The sequence below is a fragment of the Pseudomonas sp. IT-P74 genome (genome assembly GCF_949768175.1).
Taxonomy (GTDB): Bacteria; Pseudomonadota; Gammaproteobacteria; order Pseudomonadales; family Pseudomonadaceae; genus Aquipseudomonas.
The window spans coordinates 48,493-69,103 of sequence record NZ_CATKQD010000001.1 but is presented as its reverse complement, the minus strand read 5'-3'; the positions used below and the strand labels follow the sequence as shown (position 1 = coordinate 69,103).

At 59.9% G+C, this 20,611-nt stretch carries 18 protein-coding genes; 8 read left to right on the top strand and 10 right to left on the bottom strand.

Going from position 1 to position 20,611, the window contains the following annotated elements; translation table 11 throughout:
* Positions 1–3 precede the first annotated feature (3 nt).
* The 3 genes from ACM6J5_RS00335 to ACM6J5_RS00325 all read right to left on the bottom strand — a co-directional run bounded on the left by ACM6J5_RS00335 (position 4) and on the right by ACM6J5_RS00325 (position 3,747).
* Positions 4–1,191: a pyridoxal phosphate-dependent aminotransferase gene (locus ACM6J5_RS00335; RefSeq protein ID WP_414927557.1), complete on the bottom strand. Its 1,188-nt coding sequence runs from the start codon at positions 1,189–1,191 to the stop codon at positions 4–6.
* A gap of 88 nt (positions 1,192–1,279) precedes the next feature.
* The gene (locus ACM6J5_RS00330) at positions 1,280–2,422 is read right to left on the bottom strand and encodes a glycerate kinase (protein ID WP_414927556.1); all 1,143 of its coding nucleotides are present in this window, start codon (positions 2,420–2,422) and stop codon (positions 1,280–1,282) included.
* A gap of 203 nt (positions 2,423–2,625) precedes the next feature.
* Positions 2,626–3,747, bottom strand: a complete 1,122-nt coding sequence (locus tag ACM6J5_RS00325; RefSeq protein ID WP_414927555.1) for a sugar diacid recognition domain-containing protein — start codon at positions 3,745–3,747, stop codon at positions 2,626–2,628.
* Positions 3,748–3,917: 170 nt separating this feature from the next.
* On the opposite strand from ACM6J5_RS00325, the gene ACM6J5_RS00320 reads away from it, so the two are divergent.
* From ACM6J5_RS00320 to rarD, 3 genes are all read left to right on the top strand, one after another.
* Complete coding sequence (locus ACM6J5_RS00320; RefSeq protein ID WP_095945074.1) at positions 3,918–5,228, top strand: MFS transporter; 1,311 nt, start codon at positions 3,918–3,920, stop codon at positions 5,226–5,228.
* 207 nt (positions 5,229–5,435) lie between these two features.
* On the top strand, positions 5,436–6,449 hold the full coding sequence (locus tag ACM6J5_RS00315) for an aldo/keto reductase (RefSeq protein ID WP_414927554.1): 1,014 nt from the start codon (positions 5,436–5,438) through the stop codon (positions 6,447–6,449).
* A gap of 196 nt (positions 6,450–6,645) precedes the next feature.
* Positions 6,646–7,527, top strand: coding sequence for an EamA family transporter RarD (gene rarD / locus ACM6J5_RS00310; protein ID WP_095945072.1), 882 nt, complete (start codon positions 6,646–6,648; stop codon positions 7,525–7,527).
* 126 nt (positions 7,528–7,653) lie between these two features.
* On the opposite strand, the gene hppD is transcribed toward rarD, so the two are convergent.
* Both hppD and ACM6J5_RS00300 read right to left on the bottom strand, forming a co-directional pair.
* A complete protein-coding gene (gene hppD, locus ACM6J5_RS00305; protein WP_057714671.1) occupies positions 7,654–8,730 on the bottom strand; it encodes a 4-hydroxyphenylpyruvate dioxygenase in 1,077 nt (358 codons plus the stop codon).
* Positions 8,731–8,980: 250 nt separating this feature from the next.
* Complete coding sequence (locus tag ACM6J5_RS00300) at positions 8,981–9,925, bottom strand: DMT family transporter (RefSeq protein ID WP_414927553.1); 945 nt, start codon at positions 9,923–9,925, stop codon at positions 8,981–8,983.
* Positions 9,926–10,002: 77 nt separating this feature from the next.
* Here ACM6J5_RS00300 and ACM6J5_RS00295 point away from each other — a divergent pair, with 77 nt between their 5' ends.
* The 3 genes from ACM6J5_RS00295 to ACM6J5_RS00285 all read left to right on the top strand — a co-directional run bounded on the left by ACM6J5_RS00295 (position 10,003) and on the right by ACM6J5_RS00285 (position 13,121).
* The gene (locus tag ACM6J5_RS00295; protein ID WP_095945070.1) at positions 10,003–10,875 is read left to right on the top strand and encodes a LysR family transcriptional regulator; all 873 of its coding nucleotides are present in this window, start codon (positions 10,003–10,005) and stop codon (positions 10,873–10,875) included.
* Between the two features lie 113 nt (positions 10,876–10,988).
* Entirely contained in the window at positions 10,989–12,521 is a 1,533-nt protein-coding gene (locus ACM6J5_RS00290; protein ID WP_414927552.1) for an EAL domain-containing protein, read from the top strand.
* Positions 12,522–12,755: 234 nt separating this feature from the next.
* A complete protein-coding gene (locus ACM6J5_RS00285; RefSeq protein WP_008051761.1) occupies positions 12,756–13,121 on the top strand; it encodes a histone-like nucleoid-structuring protein, MvaT/MvaU family in 366 nt (121 codons plus the stop codon).
* 163 nt (positions 13,122–13,284) lie between these two features.
* Here the strand turns inward: ACM6J5_RS00285 and ACM6J5_RS00280 are convergent, their stop codons facing one another.
* The gene (locus tag ACM6J5_RS00280) at positions 13,285–13,803 is read right to left on the bottom strand and encodes a DUF4946 domain-containing protein (RefSeq protein ID WP_414927551.1); all 519 of its coding nucleotides are present in this window, start codon (positions 13,801–13,803) and stop codon (positions 13,285–13,287) included.
* Positions 13,804–13,947: 144 nt separating this feature from the next.
* On the opposite strand from ACM6J5_RS00280, the gene gloA reads away from it, so the two are divergent.
* Positions 13,948–14,469 (top strand): lactoylglutathione lyase, encoded by a 522-nt coding sequence (gene gloA, locus ACM6J5_RS00275; protein ID WP_414927550.1) that lies wholly within the window; start codon positions 13,948–13,950, stop codon positions 14,467–14,469.
* A 183-nt stretch (positions 14,470–14,652) separates the two neighbouring features.
* Here the strand turns inward: gloA and ahpF are convergent, their stop codons facing one another.
* The 3 genes from ahpF to ACM6J5_RS00260 all read right to left on the bottom strand — a co-directional run bounded on the left by ahpF (position 14,653) and on the right by ACM6J5_RS00260 (position 17,983).
* A complete protein-coding gene (gene ahpF, locus ACM6J5_RS00270) occupies positions 14,653–16,215 on the bottom strand; it encodes an alkyl hydroperoxide reductase subunit F (RefSeq protein WP_414927549.1) in 1,563 nt (520 codons plus the stop codon).
* A 127-nt stretch (positions 16,216–16,342) separates the two neighbouring features.
* A complete protein-coding gene (ahpC, locus tag ACM6J5_RS00265) occupies positions 16,343–16,906 on the bottom strand; it encodes an alkyl hydroperoxide reductase subunit C (RefSeq protein WP_007975937.1) in 564 nt (187 codons plus the stop codon).
* 138 nt (positions 16,907–17,044) lie between these two features.
* The gene (locus ACM6J5_RS00260; protein ID WP_150673958.1) at positions 17,045–17,983 is read right to left on the bottom strand and encodes a site-specific integrase; all 939 of its coding nucleotides are present in this window, start codon (positions 17,981–17,983) and stop codon (positions 17,045–17,047) included.
* Between the two features lie 178 nt (positions 17,984–18,161).
* Between ACM6J5_RS00260 and ACM6J5_RS00255 the strand changes: the two genes are divergently transcribed.
* Positions 18,162–19,172 carry a DNA-binding protein gene (locus ACM6J5_RS00255; RefSeq protein ID WP_414927548.1) on the top strand — a complete coding sequence of 337 codons (1,011 nt, stop codon included), beginning with the start codon at positions 18,162–18,164 and terminating at the stop codon, positions 19,170–19,172.
* Here the strand turns inward: ACM6J5_RS00255 and gorA are convergent.
* Entirely contained in the window at positions 19,169–20,527 is a 1,359-nt protein-coding gene (gorA, locus tag ACM6J5_RS00250) for a glutathione-disulfide reductase (protein WP_414927547.1), read from the bottom strand. The genes ACM6J5_RS00255 and gorA overlap by 4 nt on opposite strands.
* Positions 20,528–20,611 lie beyond the last annotated feature (84 nt).

The following is a 20,611-nucleotide window of genomic DNA, read 5'->3' as shown; positions in this document are numbered from 1 at the left end:
GGATCAGGCGCGGCGCGCGACCAGCAAATCCGCCGCGCATAATGCAATGCGCCGACAGGCATCGGCCAGTTTGCGCTGGTCCACCACCAACCCGATGCGGATATGCCCCGCCGCACTCGGCCCGAAAGCTTCTCCGGCCAGCACCGACACGCCATAGCCTTCCAGTAGCATCTCGGCAAAGCGCTGGGCCGACAAACCGGTCTGGCGCACATCGACCATCACGAACATCCCGCCATCCGGGCGAATCGGCCTGAGGCCCGGGCATTGGCCCAGACTTGCACACACCAGGTCACGGCGCTGGCGATACTCCTCGCGCATCATCGCCACTTCGGGCAGGTCTTCATCCAATGCCAGTTGCGCGGCGTTCTGCACGAAATCCGGAATGCCGAACAGCATGCTCAACGACAGGTTCACCAGATGCTCGGCCATGGGTTTGGGCCCGACCACCCAGCCCACCCGCCAACCGCTCATGGCGTGGGACTTGGACAGGCTGTTGATCGTCGCCGTCCGCTCGGCCATGCCCGGTAGGCTCGCGGGGCTGATGTGCTCGCCCTCGTACAGCAGATCGCTGTAGACCTCATCGCTGATCAGCCACAAATCGTGACGAATGCACAGCGCTACCAGCTCCTGCCAGATCGCCAGTGACAAGCTGGCGCCGGATGGATTGTTCGGACTGTTGAGCAGGATGGCGCGAGTCTTTGGCGTGATCCGAGCCGCGACATCCGCCGGGGCGACGCGAAACCCGTTCTGCGGGTGCACTGGCACCGGGACCACTGTGGCCGCACAAGCGCCGATCACGCCCTCATAGGTCACGTACATCGGCTCGGCGACAATCACTTCATCGCCCGGATCGAGCAGGCATTGCGCCACCGAATACACCGCGCACTGCGCGCCCGGAAAGACGATCACATGTTCGGCGTCCACCACCTGACCACTGCGTTGCCGGTGCCGACGGGCGATGCTGTCGCGCAGTCCTCGACTGCCGCGCACTTCAGGATAGTGCGTATCACCGGCCAGCAGGCTGGCAATGGCGGCCTGGACGATGGGTTGCGGCGTATCAAAGTCCGGGTCGCCAATTGACAACAGCAGGACGTCGACGCCCTGTTCGCGCAATTGCAGCGCTCGATCGTGAATCTGCCAGGCCGCCGCTCCGTCACCGGCGATTCGTTGGGTCAAGGCTGAGTAGCGCATGTCTTTCTCCTGTCGCGCGGGTACTCCCAGCCACAACCCTATCTCAAATCACGAAACGCGCCACCATGGCGTTCAAAACATGGATAAGTCAGTGCTTGCGAACGGCCATCCGCCAGACGCGAGCGATATCGGTCGCCCGCTCACGCAGCAAGCGCGGGGCTTCGGCGCAGGCCTGTTCCAGGGTCATCGGTCCGCTCGCCAGGGCGAACGCGGCGTCGATGCCATGCTCATAGAGCGCCTGATAGCCGTCGCCCAGAGTGCCGGCGATGACGATGACCGGCACGCCTTGCTGGCTGGCGACACGCGCCACACCAAACGGCGTCTTGCCGCGCAGGGTTTGTGCATCGAAACGCCCTTCCCCGGTGATCACCAGATCGGCCCCTGCAACGGCGTCCGCCAAGCCCACGAGCTCGGCAACCACCTCGACCCCGGCCTTGAACTGCGCCCCCAGGAACGCTTTGGCGGCAAACCCCAGGCCACCCGCCGCGCCGCTTCCCGGTTCGTCGCGCACGTCGTTGTTCAAGGTGCTCGCGCAATGGTCGGCAAAGTGTCCGAGGGCGCGGTCCAGTGGCTCGATCTGCGCGGGCGAGGCGCCTTTTTGCGGGCCGAAGATCGCCGAGGCACCGTGGGGGCCGCACAGCGGGTTGTTGACGTCGGCGGCGATGTCGAAGCGGACCCGGGCCAGACGCGGATCGATATCGCTCAGGTCGACGCGGGCCAATTGCGCCAGAGCGAGGCCTCCCGGTGACAGCGTCTGCCCCTGGGCGTCGAGCAATTTCACGCCCAAGGCCTGCATGGCACCGGCGCCGCCGTCATTGGTCGCACTGCCGCCAATCGCCAGGATCACCCGTTGCGCACCGGCATCCAGCGCGGCGCGGATCAGTTGCCCGGTACCGAAGGTGCTGCTGATGCACGCATCCCGTTGCGCCACCGGGACCAATTGCAAACCGCTGGCCTCTGCCATTTCGATGATCGCGGTGTGGCTATCGGGCAACCAGCCCCAAGCGGCACTCACCGTAGCCCCCAGAGGCCCACGCACCTCATTGCGGCGCAGCTCGCCATCGCACGCCGCAAGAATCGACTCGACAGTCCCTTCCCCGCCGTCGGCCATCGGGCATTTGATCAGTTGGGCATCGGGCCAGACCTGCGCCAATCCCAATGCAATGGCATCGGCCACGCCTTGGGCGCTGAGGCTGTCCTTGAACGAGTCGGGGGCGATCACGATTTTCATGGGAATTCTCCAGTTCCAATGCCCACATGCTGCCAGCCGCCATGAACAATAACGCCGGGCCACTGCACAAGCGGTGTTGAGGATTATTGTTCATTTCCACAACTGTGGGAGCGAGCCTGCTCGCGATGGCGGTGTGTCAGCGACATTCATGCTGACTGATGCGCCGCCATCGCGAGCAGGCTCCCACAGGGGGATTTTGTCGCTCACGAAATTGAGTCTGACTCGGGCAGCAGTTGCACACCCAGGTACAACGCCAGCATGCCGTCCAGTCGCAACGGATCAACCCCACTCAACTCGGCAATCCGCTCCATGCGATAGCGCAGGCTGTTGCGATGGATGCCCAGTGCATCGGCGCAGGCCTGGCTCTGGCCGTCGTGTTCGCACCAGCTGCGCAGGGTTGCCAGCAACTGGCCGTTGCTGTCCTTGGCAATGACCTTGCGCAGCGGATTGAGCAATTCATCGAGGGCGTCGTCGTTGCGGTGGCGCCAGAGCATCACCGGCAACCGATAGCGGTTGAGCGTCAGCAATCGGGAGCGCGGCAACACTTCGCGCCCGTAGGCCAGCAAGTCACCGACCCGGCGATAGCAGCGCCGCAAGCCGGAAAGTCCATCGGCCTGCCCGCCCACGGCAATGCGCAGGATGTTCCAGCCCAGGCCGTCGAGCTTGTCCAGCAAGCGCTCGTTCTCCACCGACTGGCTCGCCGGCCGGCACCAGAGCAACGAGGTCTTGGCCGAGCTCACGCACCAACTGTCCGGGTGGCGGGTGGTCAACCAGGCGCTGAGCGCCTCGACGGTTTGCCCTGGCGCATGCTCCAGGCCCAGTTCGAACAGGTACGGTACCCGGGTCATCTGGGGCTTGAGGCCCAACTGCTGCGCTTCATCGACCAGTCGCGGAGCATCCCCGGCTTCGCTGAGCAACAATGCCAGCAGATCATCGCAGCGCTGGCGCCGCCATTGTTGTTCGGCCTGCTGGTTTCGCTGGCCCACCAGCATTTCGGCGGTCATGCGTACCAGTTCGGCGTAAGTGCGCAGTTGCTCGGGTTCGCCGGTGATGCCCAATACGCCGATCAGGCGCTGGTCGAGCATCAACGGCAAGTTGATGCCCGGCTGCACGCCCTTGAGATGAATCGCCGTCTGCGCATCGATCTCCACCACCCGGCCATTGGCCAGGACCAGTTGCGCGCCTTCATGCCGGGTGTTGACCCGCTCCGGCTCGCCGCTGCCCAGGATCAAGCCCTGGCTGTCCATGACGTTGACGTTGTACGGCAGGATGGCCATCGCCCGGTCGACGATGTCCTGGGCCAGGTCGTGATCGAGTTCGAACATGCAAGTGATCCTTGAAGACGGTGATGGAGCGGGTTGTTCACCCGCACAGGCCTTGGTTGCAAACCCTGTGCTCAGGCACAAAGACAGCCACCCGGAGGGTGGTCGAGACTCTCTGGGCGATCAACGTTACCCTTTGCATCGCAAAAAATCATAATAAAGAGAGAGCCGCCATGACACAGAGCGCCGTAGCGTCCGACGCCATCGCTGACGACAAAAACGCCGTCTACAAGCGCATTACCCTGCGCTTGATCCCCTTCATTTTCATCTGCTACCTGTTCAACTACCTCGACCGGGTAAACGTTGGATTTGCCAAACTGCAGATGCTCGACGCGCTGAAGTTCAGCGAAACCGTATACGGCCTCGGCGCCGGCATTTTCTTTATCGGCTACGTACTGTGCGGCGTGCCAAGCAACCTGGCCCTGACCAGGTTCGGCCCACGGCGCTGGATCGCACTGATGATGATCACTTGGGGCACCCTGTCGACCTGTCTGCTGTTCGTCACCACGCCGACCGAGTTCTATACCCTGCGCCTGTTCACCGGCGCGGCCGAAGCCGGGTTCTTCCCGGGTGTGGTGTTGTACCTCTCGCAGTGGTTCCCGACCTTCCGCCGTGGCCGCATCATGGCCTTGTTCATGTCGGCGATCCCGGTCTCCGGCCTGCTCGGCAGCCCGTTCTCCGGCTGGATTCTCAACCACTTCGCCGCAGGTCAAGGCGGCCTCGCTGGCTGGCAGTGGATGTTCCTGCTGCAAGGCATTCCCACCGTCATCCTCGGTGCGCTGGCTTATTTCCTGCTCAGCGACAGCTATGCCAACGCCCAGTGGCTGACCCCGTTCGAGCGCTCGGTGCTGGAAGCCGACCACGCTGAAGACCTGGCCAACAAGCCGAAAACCACCACCGATTCGCTACTGGCGGTGTTCAAGAACCCGGCGATCTGGGCCTTCGGCCTGATCTATTTCTGCATCCAGAGTGGCGTGTACGCGATCAACTTCTGGCTGCCGTCGATCATCAAGAACCTGGGCTTCAGCGATAACCTGGTGATCGGCTGGCTCAGTGCGATTCCGTATCTGCTGGCCGCGGTGTTCATGCTGGTCGTGGGTCGCTCGGCGGACCTGCGCCAGGAACGTCGCTGGCATTTGGTAGTGCCGATGCTGATGGGGGCATTGGGGCTGCTGATCGCGGTGAACTTCGCCGCCAACCCGGCCATCGCCATTCTCGGCCTGACCATCGCCACCATGGGCGCCCTCACCGGCCTGCCGATGTTCTGGCCAGTGCCGACCGCCCTGCTCAGCGCGGGTGCCGCGGCTGGCGGCCTGGCGCTGATCAACTCCATGGGACAGATGGCCGGCTTCCTCAGCCCGTACCTGGTGGGTTGGGTCAAGGACAGCACTGGTTCGACCGATGCGGCGCTGTACCTGCTGGCGGGTGTGATCGTCTGCGGCAGTTTGCTGGCGTTGCGCATGACCCGTACCCTGCGCGCCTAAGCACCACCTGACCACTGTAGGAGCGAGCCTGCTCGCGATGGACGTCAACGACAACGCGTTTATCCTGGATAAACGTGGTGTCCTGCAGTTCTTCGCGAGCAGGCTCGCTCCTACAGTTTGATTCGAGTGTGCTTGAGATTTGCGTTTGCTCCCGGCAATGGTTCTGGTATCTGATTGGACCTTTCCCACTGGTAAAAGGATTTGCTCATGAGCTACCGCACGCTGGGTCAATCGGGTCTGCAGGTGTCCACCCTGACCCTGGGTACCATGATGTTCGGCGAACAGACCAGCACCGAAGATTCCCTGCGAATCATCGACAAGGCCTGGGACCAGGGCATCAACTTCATCGACACCGCCGACGTCTACACCAACGGCCGCTCCGAAGAAATCGTCGGCGAGGCCATCGCCAGCCGCCGCCATGAATGGGTGCTGGCGACCAAGGTCGGCTTCGGTCCCCTGGACGGCGTCCCCAACCGCAGCGGCCTGAGCCGCAAGCATCTGTTCAACGGCATCGATGCCAGCCTGACGCGCCTGGGCACCGACTACCTCGACATCTATTACCTGCACCGCGAAGACCACAACACGCCGCTGGAGGTCACGGTCTCGGCCATCGGCGACTTGATCCGCCAAGGGAAAATCCGTTACTGGGGCCTGTCCAATTACCGTGGCTGGCGCATCGCCGAAGTCATTCGCGTGGCCGACAAGCTTGGCGTTGACCGGCCGGTGATCAGCCAGCCGCTGTACAACATCGTCAACCGCCAGGCTGAAACGGAGCAGATCACGGCCGCGCAAAACTACGGTCTTGGCGTGGTGCCCTACAGCCCGCTGGCGCGCGGGGTGCTCAGTGGCAAATACGCGCCGGATGTGAAACCTGATGCCGACAGCCGTGCCGGACGCCAGGACAAACGCATCCTGGAAACCGAATGGCGTGTCGAATCCCTGCGCATCGCTCAGCAGATCCAGCAGTACACCCAGGAGCGCGGTGTGGGCATCGTCGAGTTCGCGATTGCCTGGGTGCTAAACAACAGCGCCGTGACCTCGGCCATTGTCGGGCCGCGTACCGAAGCGCAATGGGACGCCTACACTAAGGCGCAGGCGGTGAAGATCACGGCCGAGGACGAGGCGTTCATCGATTCGCTGGTGACACCGGGGCATGCGTCGACACCGGGGTTCAATGATGTGAGCCATTTTGTGTCAGGGCGTAAACCGCACAGTACCTGACACAACACAAAACCCATTGTAGGAGTGAGCCTGCTCGCGATAGCGGTACTACATTCAACAGAGATGTTGGATGACAGATCGCTATCGCGAGCAGGCTCACTCCTACAATTGGTCCGTGTTGATCGATGGGTCAATATTCGGCTCGAAAACCACGTATCCTCCGCCCCCGTTTCACCTTCAACCTCGCGAGGACAGCTTGTCTAAAGGTATCGCTCTATCGGTTTCAGCCTCGGTGCTGTTTGCCGTCATGTATTACTACACGTCGCTGCTCACCCCCTTGAGCGGTGTGGAAATCTTCGGCTGGCGCATGCTGCTGACCGTCCCGTGCATGACCGTGTTCATGGTGGTGTCCGGGGAATGGAAGCGCGTGCTGGAGATCGTTTGGCGCGCCAAGTCCAATCCGAAACTGATGGGCGCGCTGATCGCCTCCTCTGCCCTGCTCGGCGTGCAGTTATGGCTGTTCATGTGGGCGCCGTTGAACGGCTACAGCCTCGACGTATCACTGGGCTATTTCCTGCTGCCGCTGACCATGGTCCTGACCGGCCGCCTGGCCTACGGTGAACGCCTGTCGTACCTACAAAAAGTCGCCGTGGTGTTCGCCTGCCTGGGGGTGGTCAACGAGGTGTATCAGGTCGGTGGTTTTTCCTGGGCGACCTTGCTGGTCTGCATTGGCTATCCAACCTACTTCATCCTGCGCAAACGGCTGGCGGCGGACAACCTCGGCGGGTTATGGCTGGACATGGCGTTGACCCTGCCGGTGGCCTTCTGGTTCGTCCAGAGCGGCGCGCAAGGTTTTGGTGTGTTTGATCAGCATCCATGGTTGTCGCTGTTGATCCCGATGCTCGGCGTGATCAGCGCATCGGCACTGGTGATCTACATCATTGCCAGTCGCCTGCTGCCGTTCAGCCTGTTCGGCTTGTTGAGCTATGTCGAACCGGTGTTGCTGCTGGGCGTGGCGTTGCTACTGGGAGAAAGCATCAAGGCCGGCGAATGGCTGACCTACATCCCGATCTGGATGGCGGTGCTGGTGCTGGTGTTCGAAGGGTTCAAGCATCTGGTGCGCCAGCGCAGGTCTTAAGTACACGCAAAACAATTGTAGGAGCGAGCCTGCTCGCGATGGCGTCTTCAGACTCAACATAGATATTGGCTGACAGATAGCTATCGCGAGCAGGCTCGCTCCTACGGTTACTACATCTGCAAGGATTTAGTCGGTAGAGAGAACACCACGACGAACCTGGTCACGCTCGATGGATTCGAACAGTGCCTTGAAGTTGCCTTCGCCGAAACCGTCGTCGCCCTTGCGCTGGATGAACTCGAAGAACACCGGCCCCATCAGGGTTTCCGAGAAGATCTGCAGCAGCAGACGCTTGTCGCCCGACTCGGACGAACCGTCCAGCAAAATGCCCCGCGCCTGCAGTTGGTCCACCGGCTCGCCGTGGTTCGGCAAACGGCCTTCGAGCATTTCGTAGTAGGTTTCCGGCGGCGCGGTCATGAAGCGCATGCCAATGCTTTTCAGGTGGTCCCAGGTCTTGATCAGGTCATCGGACAGGAACGCAACGTGCTGGATGCCCTCGCCGTTGAACTGCATCAGGAACTCTTCGATCTGCCCGGCGCCCTTGGACGACTCTTCGTTCAGCGGGATGCGGATCATGCCATCGGGTGCGGTCATGGCCTTGGAAGTCAGGCCGGTGTATTCGCCCTTGATGTCGAAGTAGCGGATTTCGCGGAAGTTGAACAGTTTCTCGTAGAAGTTGGCCCAGTAGGCCATGCGACCGCGATACACGTTGTGGGTCAGGTGATCGATGATCTTCAGGCCGGCACCGACCGGATGGCGGTCGACACCTTCGATGAACACGAAGTCGATGTCATAGATCGAACTGCCTTCGCCGAAACGGTCGATCAGGTACAGCGGCGCACCACCGATGCCTTTGATGGCCGGCAGGTTCAGTTCCATCGGGCCGGTTTCGATGTGGATCGGCTGGGCGCCGAGCTCCAGGGCACGCTTGTAGGCTTTTTGCGAATCCTTGACGCGAAACGCCATGCCGCACACCGACGGACCGTGCTCGGCCGCGAAGTATGAGGCCACGCTGTGGGGTTCGTTGTTGAGGATCAGGTTGATCGCGCCCTGGCGATACAGGTGCACGTCCTTGGAACGGTGGGTCGCCACCTTGGTGAAGCCCATGATCTCGAAGATCGGCTCCAGGGTGTTCGGGGTCGGCGATGCGAGTTCGATGAATTCAAAGCCCATCAGGCCCATTGGGTTTTCGTATAAATCTGCCATGGTCGGCGCCTCATCATTTTTTATCAATTAACAAAGGTTAGTTGTAAGCAATGCTGAGACCGGTGGGTGGCGCACAGGAGATGCCCCGCACACTGCGGGCGAGAAAGTCACCGTAGATCAGTTGAAACCCGAATATCTTCATTATCGACCCAAGGCTCTTGCGGGCGAGGCTTCTGCTGCCAGAAGACGATTATTATTGTATGCGTAAACCGATTCTACACAGCGTAAATCAGTTTGTCCGCCTTCTGTATCAAATCCCCTTTTTCCATGCCCGCGCAAGGGGTTTGTTGCAGAGGAAAATCCCCGCCAGGATCAGCCCGCCACCCAGGCACATGGCCAACGTCAGCGGCTCATCCAGCAGCAGCGCGCCAAGGATCACCGCCGTCAACGGATTCAAGGCAATGAACACCCCGGAACGGGTTGCGCCGATCTTGCGAATGCCATCGTAGTAGCCAATGTATGCCAGCGCCGATCCCAGCACGCCGAGGTACAAAAGACTCAACCATTGCTGCACGCCGAGTTGAGCGATCGCAGCAACACTCACCTCACCGCGCACGATGCAGGTGATCCAGAGCATGACGGTGCCCAGCAAGATCGACCAGGTCACCGTTTGCACCGGTCCCAGGGTGTGGTTCAGCTCTTTGGAGAACAGCGAGTAGACACCCCAGCCGAGGACACAGCCAAAAATCAACAAGTCCCCAAGCCAGGTGTCGGCACCGCCGGCCAGTAGTTTCGGGTCACGACTAAAGATCACCATGCTCGCGCCCGCCATGCAGACCGCAATGCCGACGACCTTGGCCCGGTTCAAACGCTCCTTGAACAGCAGCCAGGAAGCCAGGCCGATCACCGCCGGGTTCAGCGCCACGATCAAGGACGCCCGTGAAGCGTTGATGTAATGCAGGCCGTAAAAGAAGCACAGGTTGTAGAAAAAGATCCCGAAAAAGCCAAGCAATGACAATTGCAGCCATCGCCGGGGGCTGGGCCGGACCAGCGGTGTCCGCGCCATGTGCACAAACAGCAGCAACGCCACGCTGGCCAGCAGAAACCGCAGGCTGGCCGCCAGTAACGGACTGAGGCCGCCAGCCAGATAGCGCCCGGCGACGAAAGTGCCACCCCATACCATGGTGACTGCCGCCAGTTTCAGGTACACCGGCAGATCCGAGGATTTTGACAGGCCTTGCTCGCAGATGGTCATGGATTCCAGGTCCGGATGTCAGAGAGATGCCGTATCATTCGACTAATCCCCAGTCATCGTAAAATGAGCAATCACTCATGACCCTCACTCAACTGGAGATTTTCTCCCTGGTCGCCGAACTCCAAGGCTTCACGGCAGCAGCCAATCGCCTGGGTATTTCCCAATCGGCGGTGTCCCATGCGTTGAAGTCCCTGGAGCTGGAGCTGGGTGTCGAGTTGTTGCGCCGCCATCAATCCCGGGTCGAATTGAGCGACATTGGCCAGCAGTTGCTGCTGCGCGCCCGGGCGATGCTCGGCCTGGCCAACACCCTGCGCCAGGAAGCGGCCGATGCGCGGGGCATGAAACGCGGCACGCTGCGCATCGGCTCCTTCGGGCCGACTTCATCGATCAAATTGCTGCCGTTGATTCTGCAGCAGTACCGCGCGGCCCATCCCGGCATCGAGGTGCATATCGACGAAGGCCCCGACCGCCAGGTGCTCCAGTGGCTGGAGGAACGTCGGATCGACATCGGCTTTGTGGTGCTGCCCGAGGAGCGTTTCGACACGGTCTCGTTGATCCAGGACCAGATGGTCGCGCTGCTGCCCCAAGGCCATCCGCTGGCGGATCACGACAGCCTGAGCCTGAAGGACCTGTGCGATTCCCCGTTCGTGCTGACCGAAGCCGGTTCTTCGGAGCTGGTTTCACGCCTGTTCACGGCGGCCCGACTGACGCCCAACATCCGTTATCGCTGCTCGCAGTTGATCAGCACCCTGGATGTCGTCGCTCGTGGCGATGCAGTGACGGTGGTTGCCGAGGGTTCATTGCCCGATCAGGTTGACCGCCGCTGGGTGAAAAAACCGCTGTCACCGGTGGTGTTGCGCGAGGTCGGCCTGGCGGTGCTCGATCGACGCCAGGCATCACCCGCGACGCTGGCCTTTATCAAGCTGGCCGAAAGCCTGGATTTGCATTGAGCGGCATAACCGCCAACGGCCAACTATCATGGACCATACCCGAACTCTTCACGGGAGGCGTTTTTGCCCCGCCATCAATTGAGAGCCTTACTTCTTCGTGACAGGACTCGCGAATGCCGCTGAAAGCCAAAACCCGCAGTCGCAGAAAAAGAATGGCGGTCACCCTGATCAGTGGATTGCTCCCGATGCTGCTGGGGGCCGCCATTCTTTACATGCAAGCAGGGCGTGCGCTCAAACAAGACACCGAACAAACCGCCGAAGAAGCGATTCGCCAGTTCGACCTGATGCTCGACAACACCGCCCAGGCCGCGCGTGAATTGCTGCCGCTGGCCGGCCAAGGTTGCGCTGATGTCAAACTGGCGCTGCGCGAGCAGGTCACCCGCCGCCCCTTCGTGCGCTCAACCAATCTGGTGTGGGACAACAACCTCTATTGCAGCTCTCTGTTCGGCGACTACCAGGAGACGGTCAACCCCGGTGACTACACCCAAGGCGCCTTATGGCTCATGAACGGCAATCCGGTAACGCCCAACACCGCCTTGCTGGTGTACCGCCTGAGCGAAGGCAAAAAAGGCGCGCTGACAACGCTCGACGGTTATCACTTGAGCAATGTCCTGCGCCTGATCGGCCGCAAGACCTTGCTGTTGCTGCAAGTTGGCCCGGACTGGATATCCGCCGACGGCAAGGTTCACAGAGGCGCTGCGCCTGAGTTGCCCGTTGCGCAAAGTCGTTTGACCTCCGGGCACTATGCGTTTGCCGTGGAAGCCGGTTTCCCCAAAGGCGAAACCTGGCGATACATGAGCAGCGAATATCCGCCGCTGTTCAGCCTGCTGATTTTCTTCGGCGTGATTGCCGGGGCAATTGGTCACTTCCTGCAAAAGCGCTCATCGTCACCCACCTATGAAATGCAGCGGGCACTGGAAGCTTCAGAGTTCATTCCGTATTTCCAGCCCGTGGTCCAGGGCGACAGCAAAAGCTGGTCCGGCGCTGAAGTGCTGATGCGCTGGCAACATCCGAAGGAAGGCCTGGTGCGTCCGGATCTGTTCATTCCGTTTGCCGAGCACTCCGGGCTGATCGTACCGATGACCCGCTCGCTGATGCGACAAACCACCGCCCTGCTCGCACCGCATTCGGCCAGCTTCAACAAGCCGTTTCACATTGGCATCAACATCACCGCCAGCCATTGCCAGGACCTGGAACTGGTCAAGGATTGCCGCGAGTTTCTCGATGCGTTCGAACCGGGCTCGATCCATCTGGTACTGGAACTGACCGAACGTGAACTGATCGAGCCCACGGCCATTACCCTGCAACTGTTCGAGCAACTTCGCGAACTGGGCGTGAAAATCGCCATCGACGACTTCGGCACGGGCCACTCAAGCCTTGGCTACCTGCGACAGTTCAATGTCGATTTTCTGAAAATCGACCAGAGCTTTGTCGCCATGATCGGCGTCGACACGCTCTCGAGCCACCTCTTGGACAGCATCATCGAACTGGCGGCCAAACTCGATCTTGCCCTGGTGGCCGAAGGTGTCGAAACCCGCGAGCAGAGTGATTACCTGAGCGTTCGTCAGGTCAACTTCCTGCAAGGTTACCTTTACGGCAAACCCATGCCCGGGGCGGAGTTCATTAGTGCATTAAGCAACCATTAAATCGCAAATTCAATCGCCAAAACAAACGATTACCCGCACCAATTTGAATCAAAACACTACTGACGTTACATGAAGAAAAAGACAGGATTTACTCTTGGACAATTAACTACTACAATTTTTCATGCCTGCGCTAAATGGGCAGGTGAGCCACTATCACCGAGTCGCTTCAAGGCTCTTGGCTTATAGCTTTGTTTGCGGTTGGTCTCAGCCAAACACACTATTGGAGTAAAGATATTGTCCAGACTCGCTGAATTTCGTGCAGCCGAAAAGGCCCTTCAAGAACAGCTCAAGCAGTTGGAATCCCTGAAGAACGATGCCGGGCTCAAGAAAGAAATCGAATTCGAAGAAAAGCTCCAGGGCTTGATGAAAACCTATGGCAAGAGCCTGCGCGACATCATCGCCATTCTCGACCCTAACCCGGCAAAATCCGGCCTGTTGCAGGCAGCAGCCCCTAAAACCCGCCGCGCCCGTGTGGTCAAGGTTTATCAGAACCCGCACACCGGCGAGCTGATTGAAACCAAGGGCGGCAACCACCGCGGCCTGAAAGCCTGGAAAGAACAATACGGTGCAGCCACCGTTGATTCCTGGTTGCGCGGCTAACTCTTGCGACGACAAAAAAGCCCTGCTCATGCAGGGCTTTTTCATGGGCCATCTAAAACCTGAAGGCGGACACCGCACAATTATCGAACTGCCAGCAACTTTGTGCTTAATCCATTTGGATATCTAAAATTTTCTTCATGCATCGAAAAAGCACTGTCGCGCACTAAAGTTTCAAGCTGTTACGGGCAGCGTCTATTTCCCCCTGGCTCGCCTTATAAGCCTCAGCCTGCCCTGCGTAGGAAAGAACATAGGCCTTATCGGCATCCACTGCGGCCACCAATGTTTGAGAAAGCACATGCCTGCCGTTTTGCGTGATGGTGCAGGTTGTTTCCAGCGCGGCCAATCGACTCAAGGTCGTCGAATGAATGCGCGTGCAGACACTTTGATACCCGCCCTGAAAGAAGTCTTTTTGAACCGACTTGCGCATCTCCAGCAATACGCCTTCGAGGTTTACCCGGTGATCGCTTTGCACCGGACTCATGGTCAGTTCCATCACCATGAGCGGCGATCCATTCTGATCATTTTTCACCGCCCGCTGGCGACTGACCCCCGACGCCGACTCAGGCACTTCTTCGACCTGCCAGCCTTCCGGCCAAGTGACTACTGGCGCATCTGCACGAGCAACGCCAGCCAGCGAAAACACGCTTAGCAGGATGAACAGCAGGTTAGGGAGTCGAATCATCGCAACGGGCACTCAAGGATCAAGCCGTAAAGTCTGGGCCCAGGCCGGCTGTCAGGCAATAGCCGACTGTTTGGGTTTGGTGATGTCCGAACCCTTGCGTATCATTGTCACCATTCGTTAGCCCACATATTTCCCGGAGGGCCCATGAGCCTGCACGAATTGAACACATTCCCCGGCGTCACCGCCCAACCGGACGCCGCTACACAGAATTTTGTCTTCAACCACACCATGCTGCGGGTCAAGGACATCACCAGGTCTCTGGACTTCTACACACGCATCCTGGGTTTTACCCTGGTGGAAAAACGCGATTTCCCGGAAGCCGAATTCAGCCTTTATTTCCTGGCACTGGTGGACAAGAACCAGATCCCGGCGGACGCCGCCGCACGCACCGAGTGGATGAAATCGATCCCCGGCATTCTGGAACTGACTCACAACCACGGCACAGAGAACGATGCGGATTTCGCCTACCACAATGGCAACACCGACCCACGCGGTTTCGGCCACATCTGCATTTCGGTACCGGACATCGTCGCCGCCTGCGAGCGCTTTGAAGTACTGGGCTGCAATTTCCAGAAACGCCTGAGCGATGGCCGCATGAAGAGCCTGGCGTTCATCAAGGACCCGGACGCCTACTGGGTCGAGATCATTCAGCCCGCACCACTCTAAAATCCGCCACAAACCCACTGTAGGAGCGAGCCTGCTCGCGATAGCGCCAGTCCATACAAAATTGATGTGACTGACAGTTCCGCTTTCGCGAGCAGGCTCGCTCCTACAGAGGCACACCGCGCATGGCGGGCACAAAAAAACCCCATGATCGCTCATGGGGTTTTGTGTTTTCAGTGCCGGGGTTTATGCCGGTGCAGAAGTGCGGATCAAGTGATCGAAGGCACTCAGTGAAGCCTTGGCGCCCTCGCCCACCGCGATCACGATCTGCTTGTACGGCACCGTGGTCACGTCGCCGGCGGCGAACACCCCCGGCACCGACGTTTCACCGCGAGCGTCGACGATGATCTCGCCACGGGGCGACAACTCGATGGTGCCCTTGAGCCAATCGGTATTAGGCAACAAACCGATCTGCACAAAGATCCCTTCCAGTTCCACACTGCGCAATTCGTCACTCTGACGATCCCTGTAGCGCAGGCCGTTGACCTTCTGGCCATCGCCGGTGACTTCAGTGGTTTGCGCACTGGTGATCACGGTGACGTTCGGCAGGCTGTGCAACTTGCGCTGCAATACCGCATCGGCTCGCAACTGCACGTCGAACTCCAGCAGCGTGACATGGGACACGATACCGGCCAGGTCGATGGCCGCTTCGACGCCGGAGTTGCCGCCGCCAATCACCGCCACGCGCTTGCCCTTGAACAGCGGGCCGTCACAGTGCGGGCAGTACGCCACGCCCTTGTTGCGGTACTGCTGCTCACCCGGCACGTTCATTTCACGCCACCGCGCGCCGGTTGCGAGGATCACGGCCCTGGCCTTGAGCTTCGCGCCGCTGGCGAAGTGGACTTCGTGCACCTGACCGTCTCTGCCAGCGATCAATTTGTCTGCGCGTTGCAGATTCATGATATCCACGTCGTACTGCTTGACGTGCTCTTCCAGGGCCACGGCCAGTTTCGGCCCTTCGGTTTCCTGCACCGAGATGAAGTTTTCGATGGCCATGGTGTCCAGCACCTGCCCACCAAAACGCTCGGCCGCAACGCCGGTACGGATGCCTTTGCGGGCCGCGTAGATGGCCGCCGAAGCACCGGCCGGACCACCGCCGACCACCAGCACGTCAAAGGTTTCCTTGGCGCTGATCTTCTCGGCCTGACGCTCGGCGCCGCGGGTGTCGATCCTGGCGAGGATTTCTTCCAGGCCCATGCGGCCCTGGCCGAAGTTCACACCGTTGAGGTAGATGCTGGGGACCGCCATGATCTGGCGCTCATCGACTTCAGCCTGGAACAGCGCGCCATCGATGGCGACGTGGCGAATGTTCGGGTTCAGTACCGCCATCAGGTTCAGCGCCTGGACCACGTCCGGGCAGTTCTGGCAGGACAGCGAGAAGTAAGTCTCGAAGTTGAACTCACCCTTGAGCGAGCGTATCTGTTCGATCACTTCGGCACTGGCTTTGGACGGGTGACCGCCGACCTGCAGCAAGGCCAGCACCAGGGACGTGAATTCGTGGCCCATCGGGATGCCGGCGAAACGCAGGCTGATATCGGCCCCGGGGCGATTGATCGAGAACGACGGCTTGCGTGCATCATCGCCGTTGTCGAGCAAGGTAATCTGGGTAGAAAGACTGGCAACGTCTTTCAACAGTTCGAGCATTTCCCGGGATTTCGCACCGTCGTCGAGGGAAGCAACGATCTCGATCGGCTGGGTGACCCGTTCCAGGTACGATTTCAACTGGGCTTTAAGATTGGTGTCCAACATACGGGCGATTTCCTTGAATTCTTGAGACAAAAAAACGCCCGAGCGAATCTCGCCCGGGCGTTTTTATTGGGCGGTGCAGCTTGCTTAGAAGGTGCGCAAGTGCGCCCTGATGAAGCGCGTCACAGACTTAGATCTTGCCGACCAGGTCCAGGGACGGCGCCAGAGTGGCCTCGCCCTCTTTCCACTTGGCTGGGCAAACCTGACCTGGGTGAGCAGCGACGTACTGGGCAGCCTTGATCTTGCGCAGCAGCTCGGAAGCGTCACGGCCTACACCGCCGTCGTTCAGTTCAACGATCTTGATCTGGCCTTCAGGGTTGATCACGAAGGTGCCACGGTCAGCCAGGCCTGCTTCTTCGATCAGCACGTCGAAGTTGCGGGAGATGGCGTGGGTCGGGTCGCCGATCATGGTGTACTGGATCTTGCCGATGGCTGGCGAAGTGTTGTGCCAGGCAGCGTGGGCGAAATGGGTGTCGGTGGAAACGCTGTAGATCTCGACGCCCAGTTTCTGGAATGCGTCGTAGTTGTCGGCCAGGTCTTCCAGCTCGGTCGGGCAGACGAAGGTGAAGTCGGCCGGGTAGAAGAACACCACAGACCACTTGCCTTTGAGGTCAGCGTCCGAGACTTTTACGAAGTCGCCATTTTTGAATGCGTCAGCTTTGAACGGTTTAACTTGGCTGTTGATGATAGGCATCGTTGACTCTCCGTCAGGGGTTAAGAAGTTGATGGAGAGAACTTTACCCACTCGACGGACGGTTGACTCATTGGCAAACCTGATGCTGCTGATTGGCTTTCGCTATTAGTCAGCGGTATTAATAGAAGAAACCGGTATCTAGGACTCCACCGGCTTTTCCGTGATGCGCGCCATGCCGAGGAACGGACTGGTTTCGATGTAACGCATGGCTGACTTCATGTCTTTCCAGCCCACATAGCTCATCAGCGACTTCAAATCCCAGCCACTCTGATGCGCCCAGGTGGCAAAACCGCGACGCAAGGAGTGACTGGTGTAAAGCTCGCCAGCGATACCTGCTCGGGCCAACGCCTGACGCAATAACGGAATCACACTGTTGGCGTGCAATCCCTCCTCGCCCAGATGCCCCCAGCGGTCGATGCCACGGAACACCGGCCCCCGCACCAGTGCCGCCTCGGTAATCCAGTCGATATAAGCCTGCACCGGACACAAGCGTTGCAAGGCTGGCGTCTGATAGGTCTTGCCGAGGTTGTCGCGATCACTCTTGCTGCGCGGCAGATAGAGACTGATGCCGGAACCGGCGCTGGCCTGCACGTGTTCCACCTGAAGCCGACACAACTCATCGCTACGAAAGCCGCGCCAGAAGCCCAGCAGGATCAAGGCCATGTCGCGCCTGGCCCGCAGCAAACCCGCTCGGTCGCCTGCGGCCATGGCGACTTGCACTTCCAGCTCCAGACAACTGACCACCTGCTCCAGATGCTGAAGCTGCAAGGGTTCGGCTTGTTTTTCCTGGGCCGGGTGCAGCGCGCGAATGCCCTTGAACACCTTGCGCACCACCGGCGCCTTGGTGGGATCGGCAAAACCCTGGCTGTTGTGCCACTGGGCCAATGCCGACAAGCGCAGCTTCAGCGTATTGATCGACAACACCCCGGCATGGGCCACCAGGTAGCGCGCCACGCTATCGCCGGTGGCCGGCAGAAAACCGCCCCACGTCACTTCGAAGTGTTCGATGGCTGCCCGATAGCTGCGACGGGTGTTGTCGCGTGTCGCGGCTTGCAGGTAACGATCCAGCTCAGTCATGGGGTCAACTCTTGAATTCATACTGCTTTAACGGGTCAAAAATCGGTACTGGGTGTATCACGCGGGGTAATACCAGTATATCCCGTGTCAGTTACATTCAACATTTAACTTTATGAATTGAATGGTACAATGTGTATTTACGTGGTACGTACCACATCATCAAAACCCGGGAGATCTCATGGCACGCGGCGGTGTAAATAAAGCGGTGGTTCAAGCCGCTCGGTTGGCGATCCTCGCCCGCGGCGAAAACCCCAGCATCGATGCCGTACGCATCGAGATGGGTAATACCGGCTCGAAAACCACGATTCATCGCTACCTCAAGGAGCTTGATGACAGGGTCGAACCTGTCGAAACTCCGTCGGAACCGATCGACGACGAACTGATGGCGTTGGTGGCGCGGCTCGCACAGAGACTCAAGGAGCAGGCGCAAGAACCCATCGACCAGGCGCGCGCGCAGTACGAAGAACAACGCAAAGCGCTGGATAACCAGCTCAGCGAAGCGCAAGAGGCCAACAGCGAACTGCACCAGCAATACGAATTTCAAAGCCTGGCGCTGACCCAGGAATCCGAGGCCCTGCAAGAAACCCGCGCCCTGCTGCAAACGGAGCAGACCCGCAACGCCGGGCTGAACCAGGCACTGGCCGATTTCGAATTGCGCTTGAAAGACAAGGACGAGCAGATCCGCTCCCTTGAAGAAAAGCACCTGCACACTCGCGACGCGCTGGAGCACTACCGCAATGCGGTCAAGGAACAGCGCGAACAGGAAATGAGTCGCCATGAAGGCCAGGTGCAACAGATACAGATGGAACTGCGCCAGGCACAACAAAGCGCGCTGGTGCGCCAGGATGAAATCACCCAATTGCACCGTGACAATGAGCGCTTGCTAACTGAAAACCGCGGCACCCTGCGAGAACTGAGCCTGCTGCAAGAGCAGCTCAAGCAAAGCAATACCCGTCAGGACCAGTTGCTGGAACAGGCCACCCGCGTCGACGGCGAGCGCACCCTCCTCCAGGAACGCCTGCGGGTCGCCCTGCTGGAAAGCCAGGCACTCAAACAGAACGTCGACGAGCAGTCGCAGCTCAACAGGTCACTGGAAATGGATCTGGCCAAGACCCGGGCGGATCTGGAAGAACGCGTGCGTCTGGCCGCGACCCTTGCGGCAGCGGCAGACGCAGCGAAGGACGTTTAACCGGCGACCGGCGTACGCATGGTGACGAACTCTTCGGCGGCCGTCGGGTGCACCCCGATAGTTTCGTCGAAGTCGCGCTTGGTGGCGCCGGCCTTCAAGGCAATCGCCAGGCCCTGAACGATTTCACCGGCTTCCGGGCCGACCATGTGGCAACCCAGGACCTTGTCGGTCCTGGCGTCCACCACCAGTTTCATCAGCGTGCGCTCCTGGCACTCGGTCAGGGTCAGCTTCATCGGCCGGAAGCGGCTTTCGAAGATCTGCACCTCGTGGCCGGCTTCGCGAGCCTCCTCCTCGGTCAACCCCACGGTGCCGATGTTCGGCAGGCTGAACACCGCCGTCGGGATCATCTTGTAATCCACCGGACGATACTGTTCCGGCTTGAACAGGCGTCGCGCCACCGCCATGCCTTCAGCCAGGGCCACCGGTGTCAGCTGAACACGGCCGATCACATCGCCCAGTGCCAGGATCGACGGCTCGGCGGTCTGATACTGCTCATCGACCTCGACAAAGCCTTTCCCGTCGAGTTTGACCCCGGTGTTTTCCAGCCCAAGATTGTCCAGCATCGGACGACGACCCGTGGCGTAGAACACGCAATCGGCTTCCAGCTGGCGACCATCCTTGAGCGTGACCTTCAGGCTGCCATCGGCCTGCTTGTCAATACGCTCGATATCCGCATTGAATTGCAGGTCCATGCCGCGCTTGGTCAGCTCTTCCTGCAAATGCTTGCGCACGGAACCGTCGAAGCCGCGCAGGAACAATTCGCCGCGATACAGCAGCGTGGTCTTGGCGCCCAAGCCGTGGAAGATCCCGGCGAACTCGACCGCAATGTAGCCACCGCCCACCACCAACACGCGCTTGGGCAGCTCTTTGAGGAAGAACGCCTGGTTGGAACTGATGGCATGCTCGTGCCCCGGAATCTCCGGAATCTGCGGCCAGCCGCCGGTGGCGATCAGGATGTTTTTGGCGGTAAAGCGCTCGCCATTGATCTCGACCTGATGCGGGTCGACGATCTTCGCGTGGCCTTCATGCAAGGTCACGCCGCTGTTGACCAGCAGATTGCGATAAATGCCATTGAGGCGATTGATCTCGCGGTCCTTGTTGGCGATCAACGTCGGCCAGTCGAACTGCGCCTCATCCAGGCTCCAGCCAAAACCGGAAGCCTGCTCGAAGTCTTCGGCGAAGTGCGCACCGTAGACCAGCAATTTTTTCGGCACGCAGCCGACGTTCACGCAGGTCCCGCCCAGATAGCGGCTCTCGGCCACGGCCACTTTCGCACCGAACCCGGCGGCAAACCGCGCAGCCCGCACACCGCCGGAACCGGCACCAATCACATAAAGGTCAAAATCGTAGGCCATTTTCAATCTCCTCGGCAGGCCAACAGCATACCTGCGGACGGCCGCTGAGCAAGCATTGTGCTGAAATGCTCGGGCCGTGCGATG

Coding starts and splice junctions, on each gene's coding strand:
- ACM6J5_RS00260 (WP_150673958.1), bottom strand. CDS start 17,983: ATGACTGAGCTGGATCGTTACCTGCAAGCCGCGACACGCGACAACACC.
- ACM6J5_RS00295 (WP_095945070.1), top strand. CDS start 10,003: ATGACCCTCACTCAACTGGAGATTTTCTCCCTGGTCGCCGAACTCCAA.
- gorA (WP_414927547.1), bottom strand. CDS start 20,527: ATGGCCTACGATTTTGACCTTTATGTGATTGGTGCCGGTTCCGGCGGT.
- ahpC (WP_007975937.1), bottom strand. CDS start 16,906: ATGCCTATCATCAACAGCCAAGTTAAACCGTTCAAAGCTGACGCATTC.
- ahpF (WP_414927549.1), bottom strand. CDS start 16,215: ATGTTGGACACCAATCTTAAAGCCCAGTTGAAATCGTACCTGGAACGG.
- ACM6J5_RS00325 (WP_414927555.1), bottom strand. CDS start 3,747: ATGTTCGAACTCGATCACGACCTGGCCCAGGACATCGTCGACCGGGCG.
- ACM6J5_RS00335 (WP_414927557.1), bottom strand. CDS start 1,191: ATGCGCTACTCAGCCTTGACCCAACGAATCGCCGGTGACGGAGCGGCG.
- ACM6J5_RS00315 (WP_414927554.1), top strand. CDS start 5,436: ATGAGCTACCGCACGCTGGGTCAATCGGGTCTGCAGGTGTCCACCCTG.
- ACM6J5_RS00300 (WP_414927553.1), bottom strand. CDS start 9,925: ATGACCATCTGCGAGCAAGGCCTGTCAAAATCCTCGGATCTGCCGGTG.
- ACM6J5_RS00330 (WP_414927556.1), bottom strand. CDS start 2,422: ATGAAAATCGTGATCGCCCCCGACTCGTTCAAGGACAGCCTCAGCGCC.
- ACM6J5_RS00280 (WP_414927551.1), bottom strand. CDS start 13,803: ATGATTCGACTCCCTAACCTGCTGTTCATCCTGCTAAGCGTGTTTTCG.
- ACM6J5_RS00255 (WP_414927548.1), top strand. CDS start 18,162: ATGGCACGCGGCGGTGTAAATAAAGCGGTGGTTCAAGCCGCTCGGTTG.
- gloA (WP_414927550.1), top strand. CDS start 13,948: ATGAGCCTGCACGAATTGAACACATTCCCCGGCGTCACCGCCCAACCG.
- hppD (WP_057714671.1), bottom strand. CDS start 8,730: ATGGCAGATTTATACGAAAACCCAATGGGCCTGATGGGCTTTGAATTC.
- ACM6J5_RS00290 (WP_414927552.1), top strand. CDS start 10,989: ATGCCGCTGAAAGCCAAAACCCGCAGTCGCAGAAAAAGAATGGCGGTC.
- ACM6J5_RS00320 (WP_095945074.1), top strand. CDS start 3,918: ATGACACAGAGCGCCGTAGCGTCCGACGCCATCGCTGACGACAAAAAC.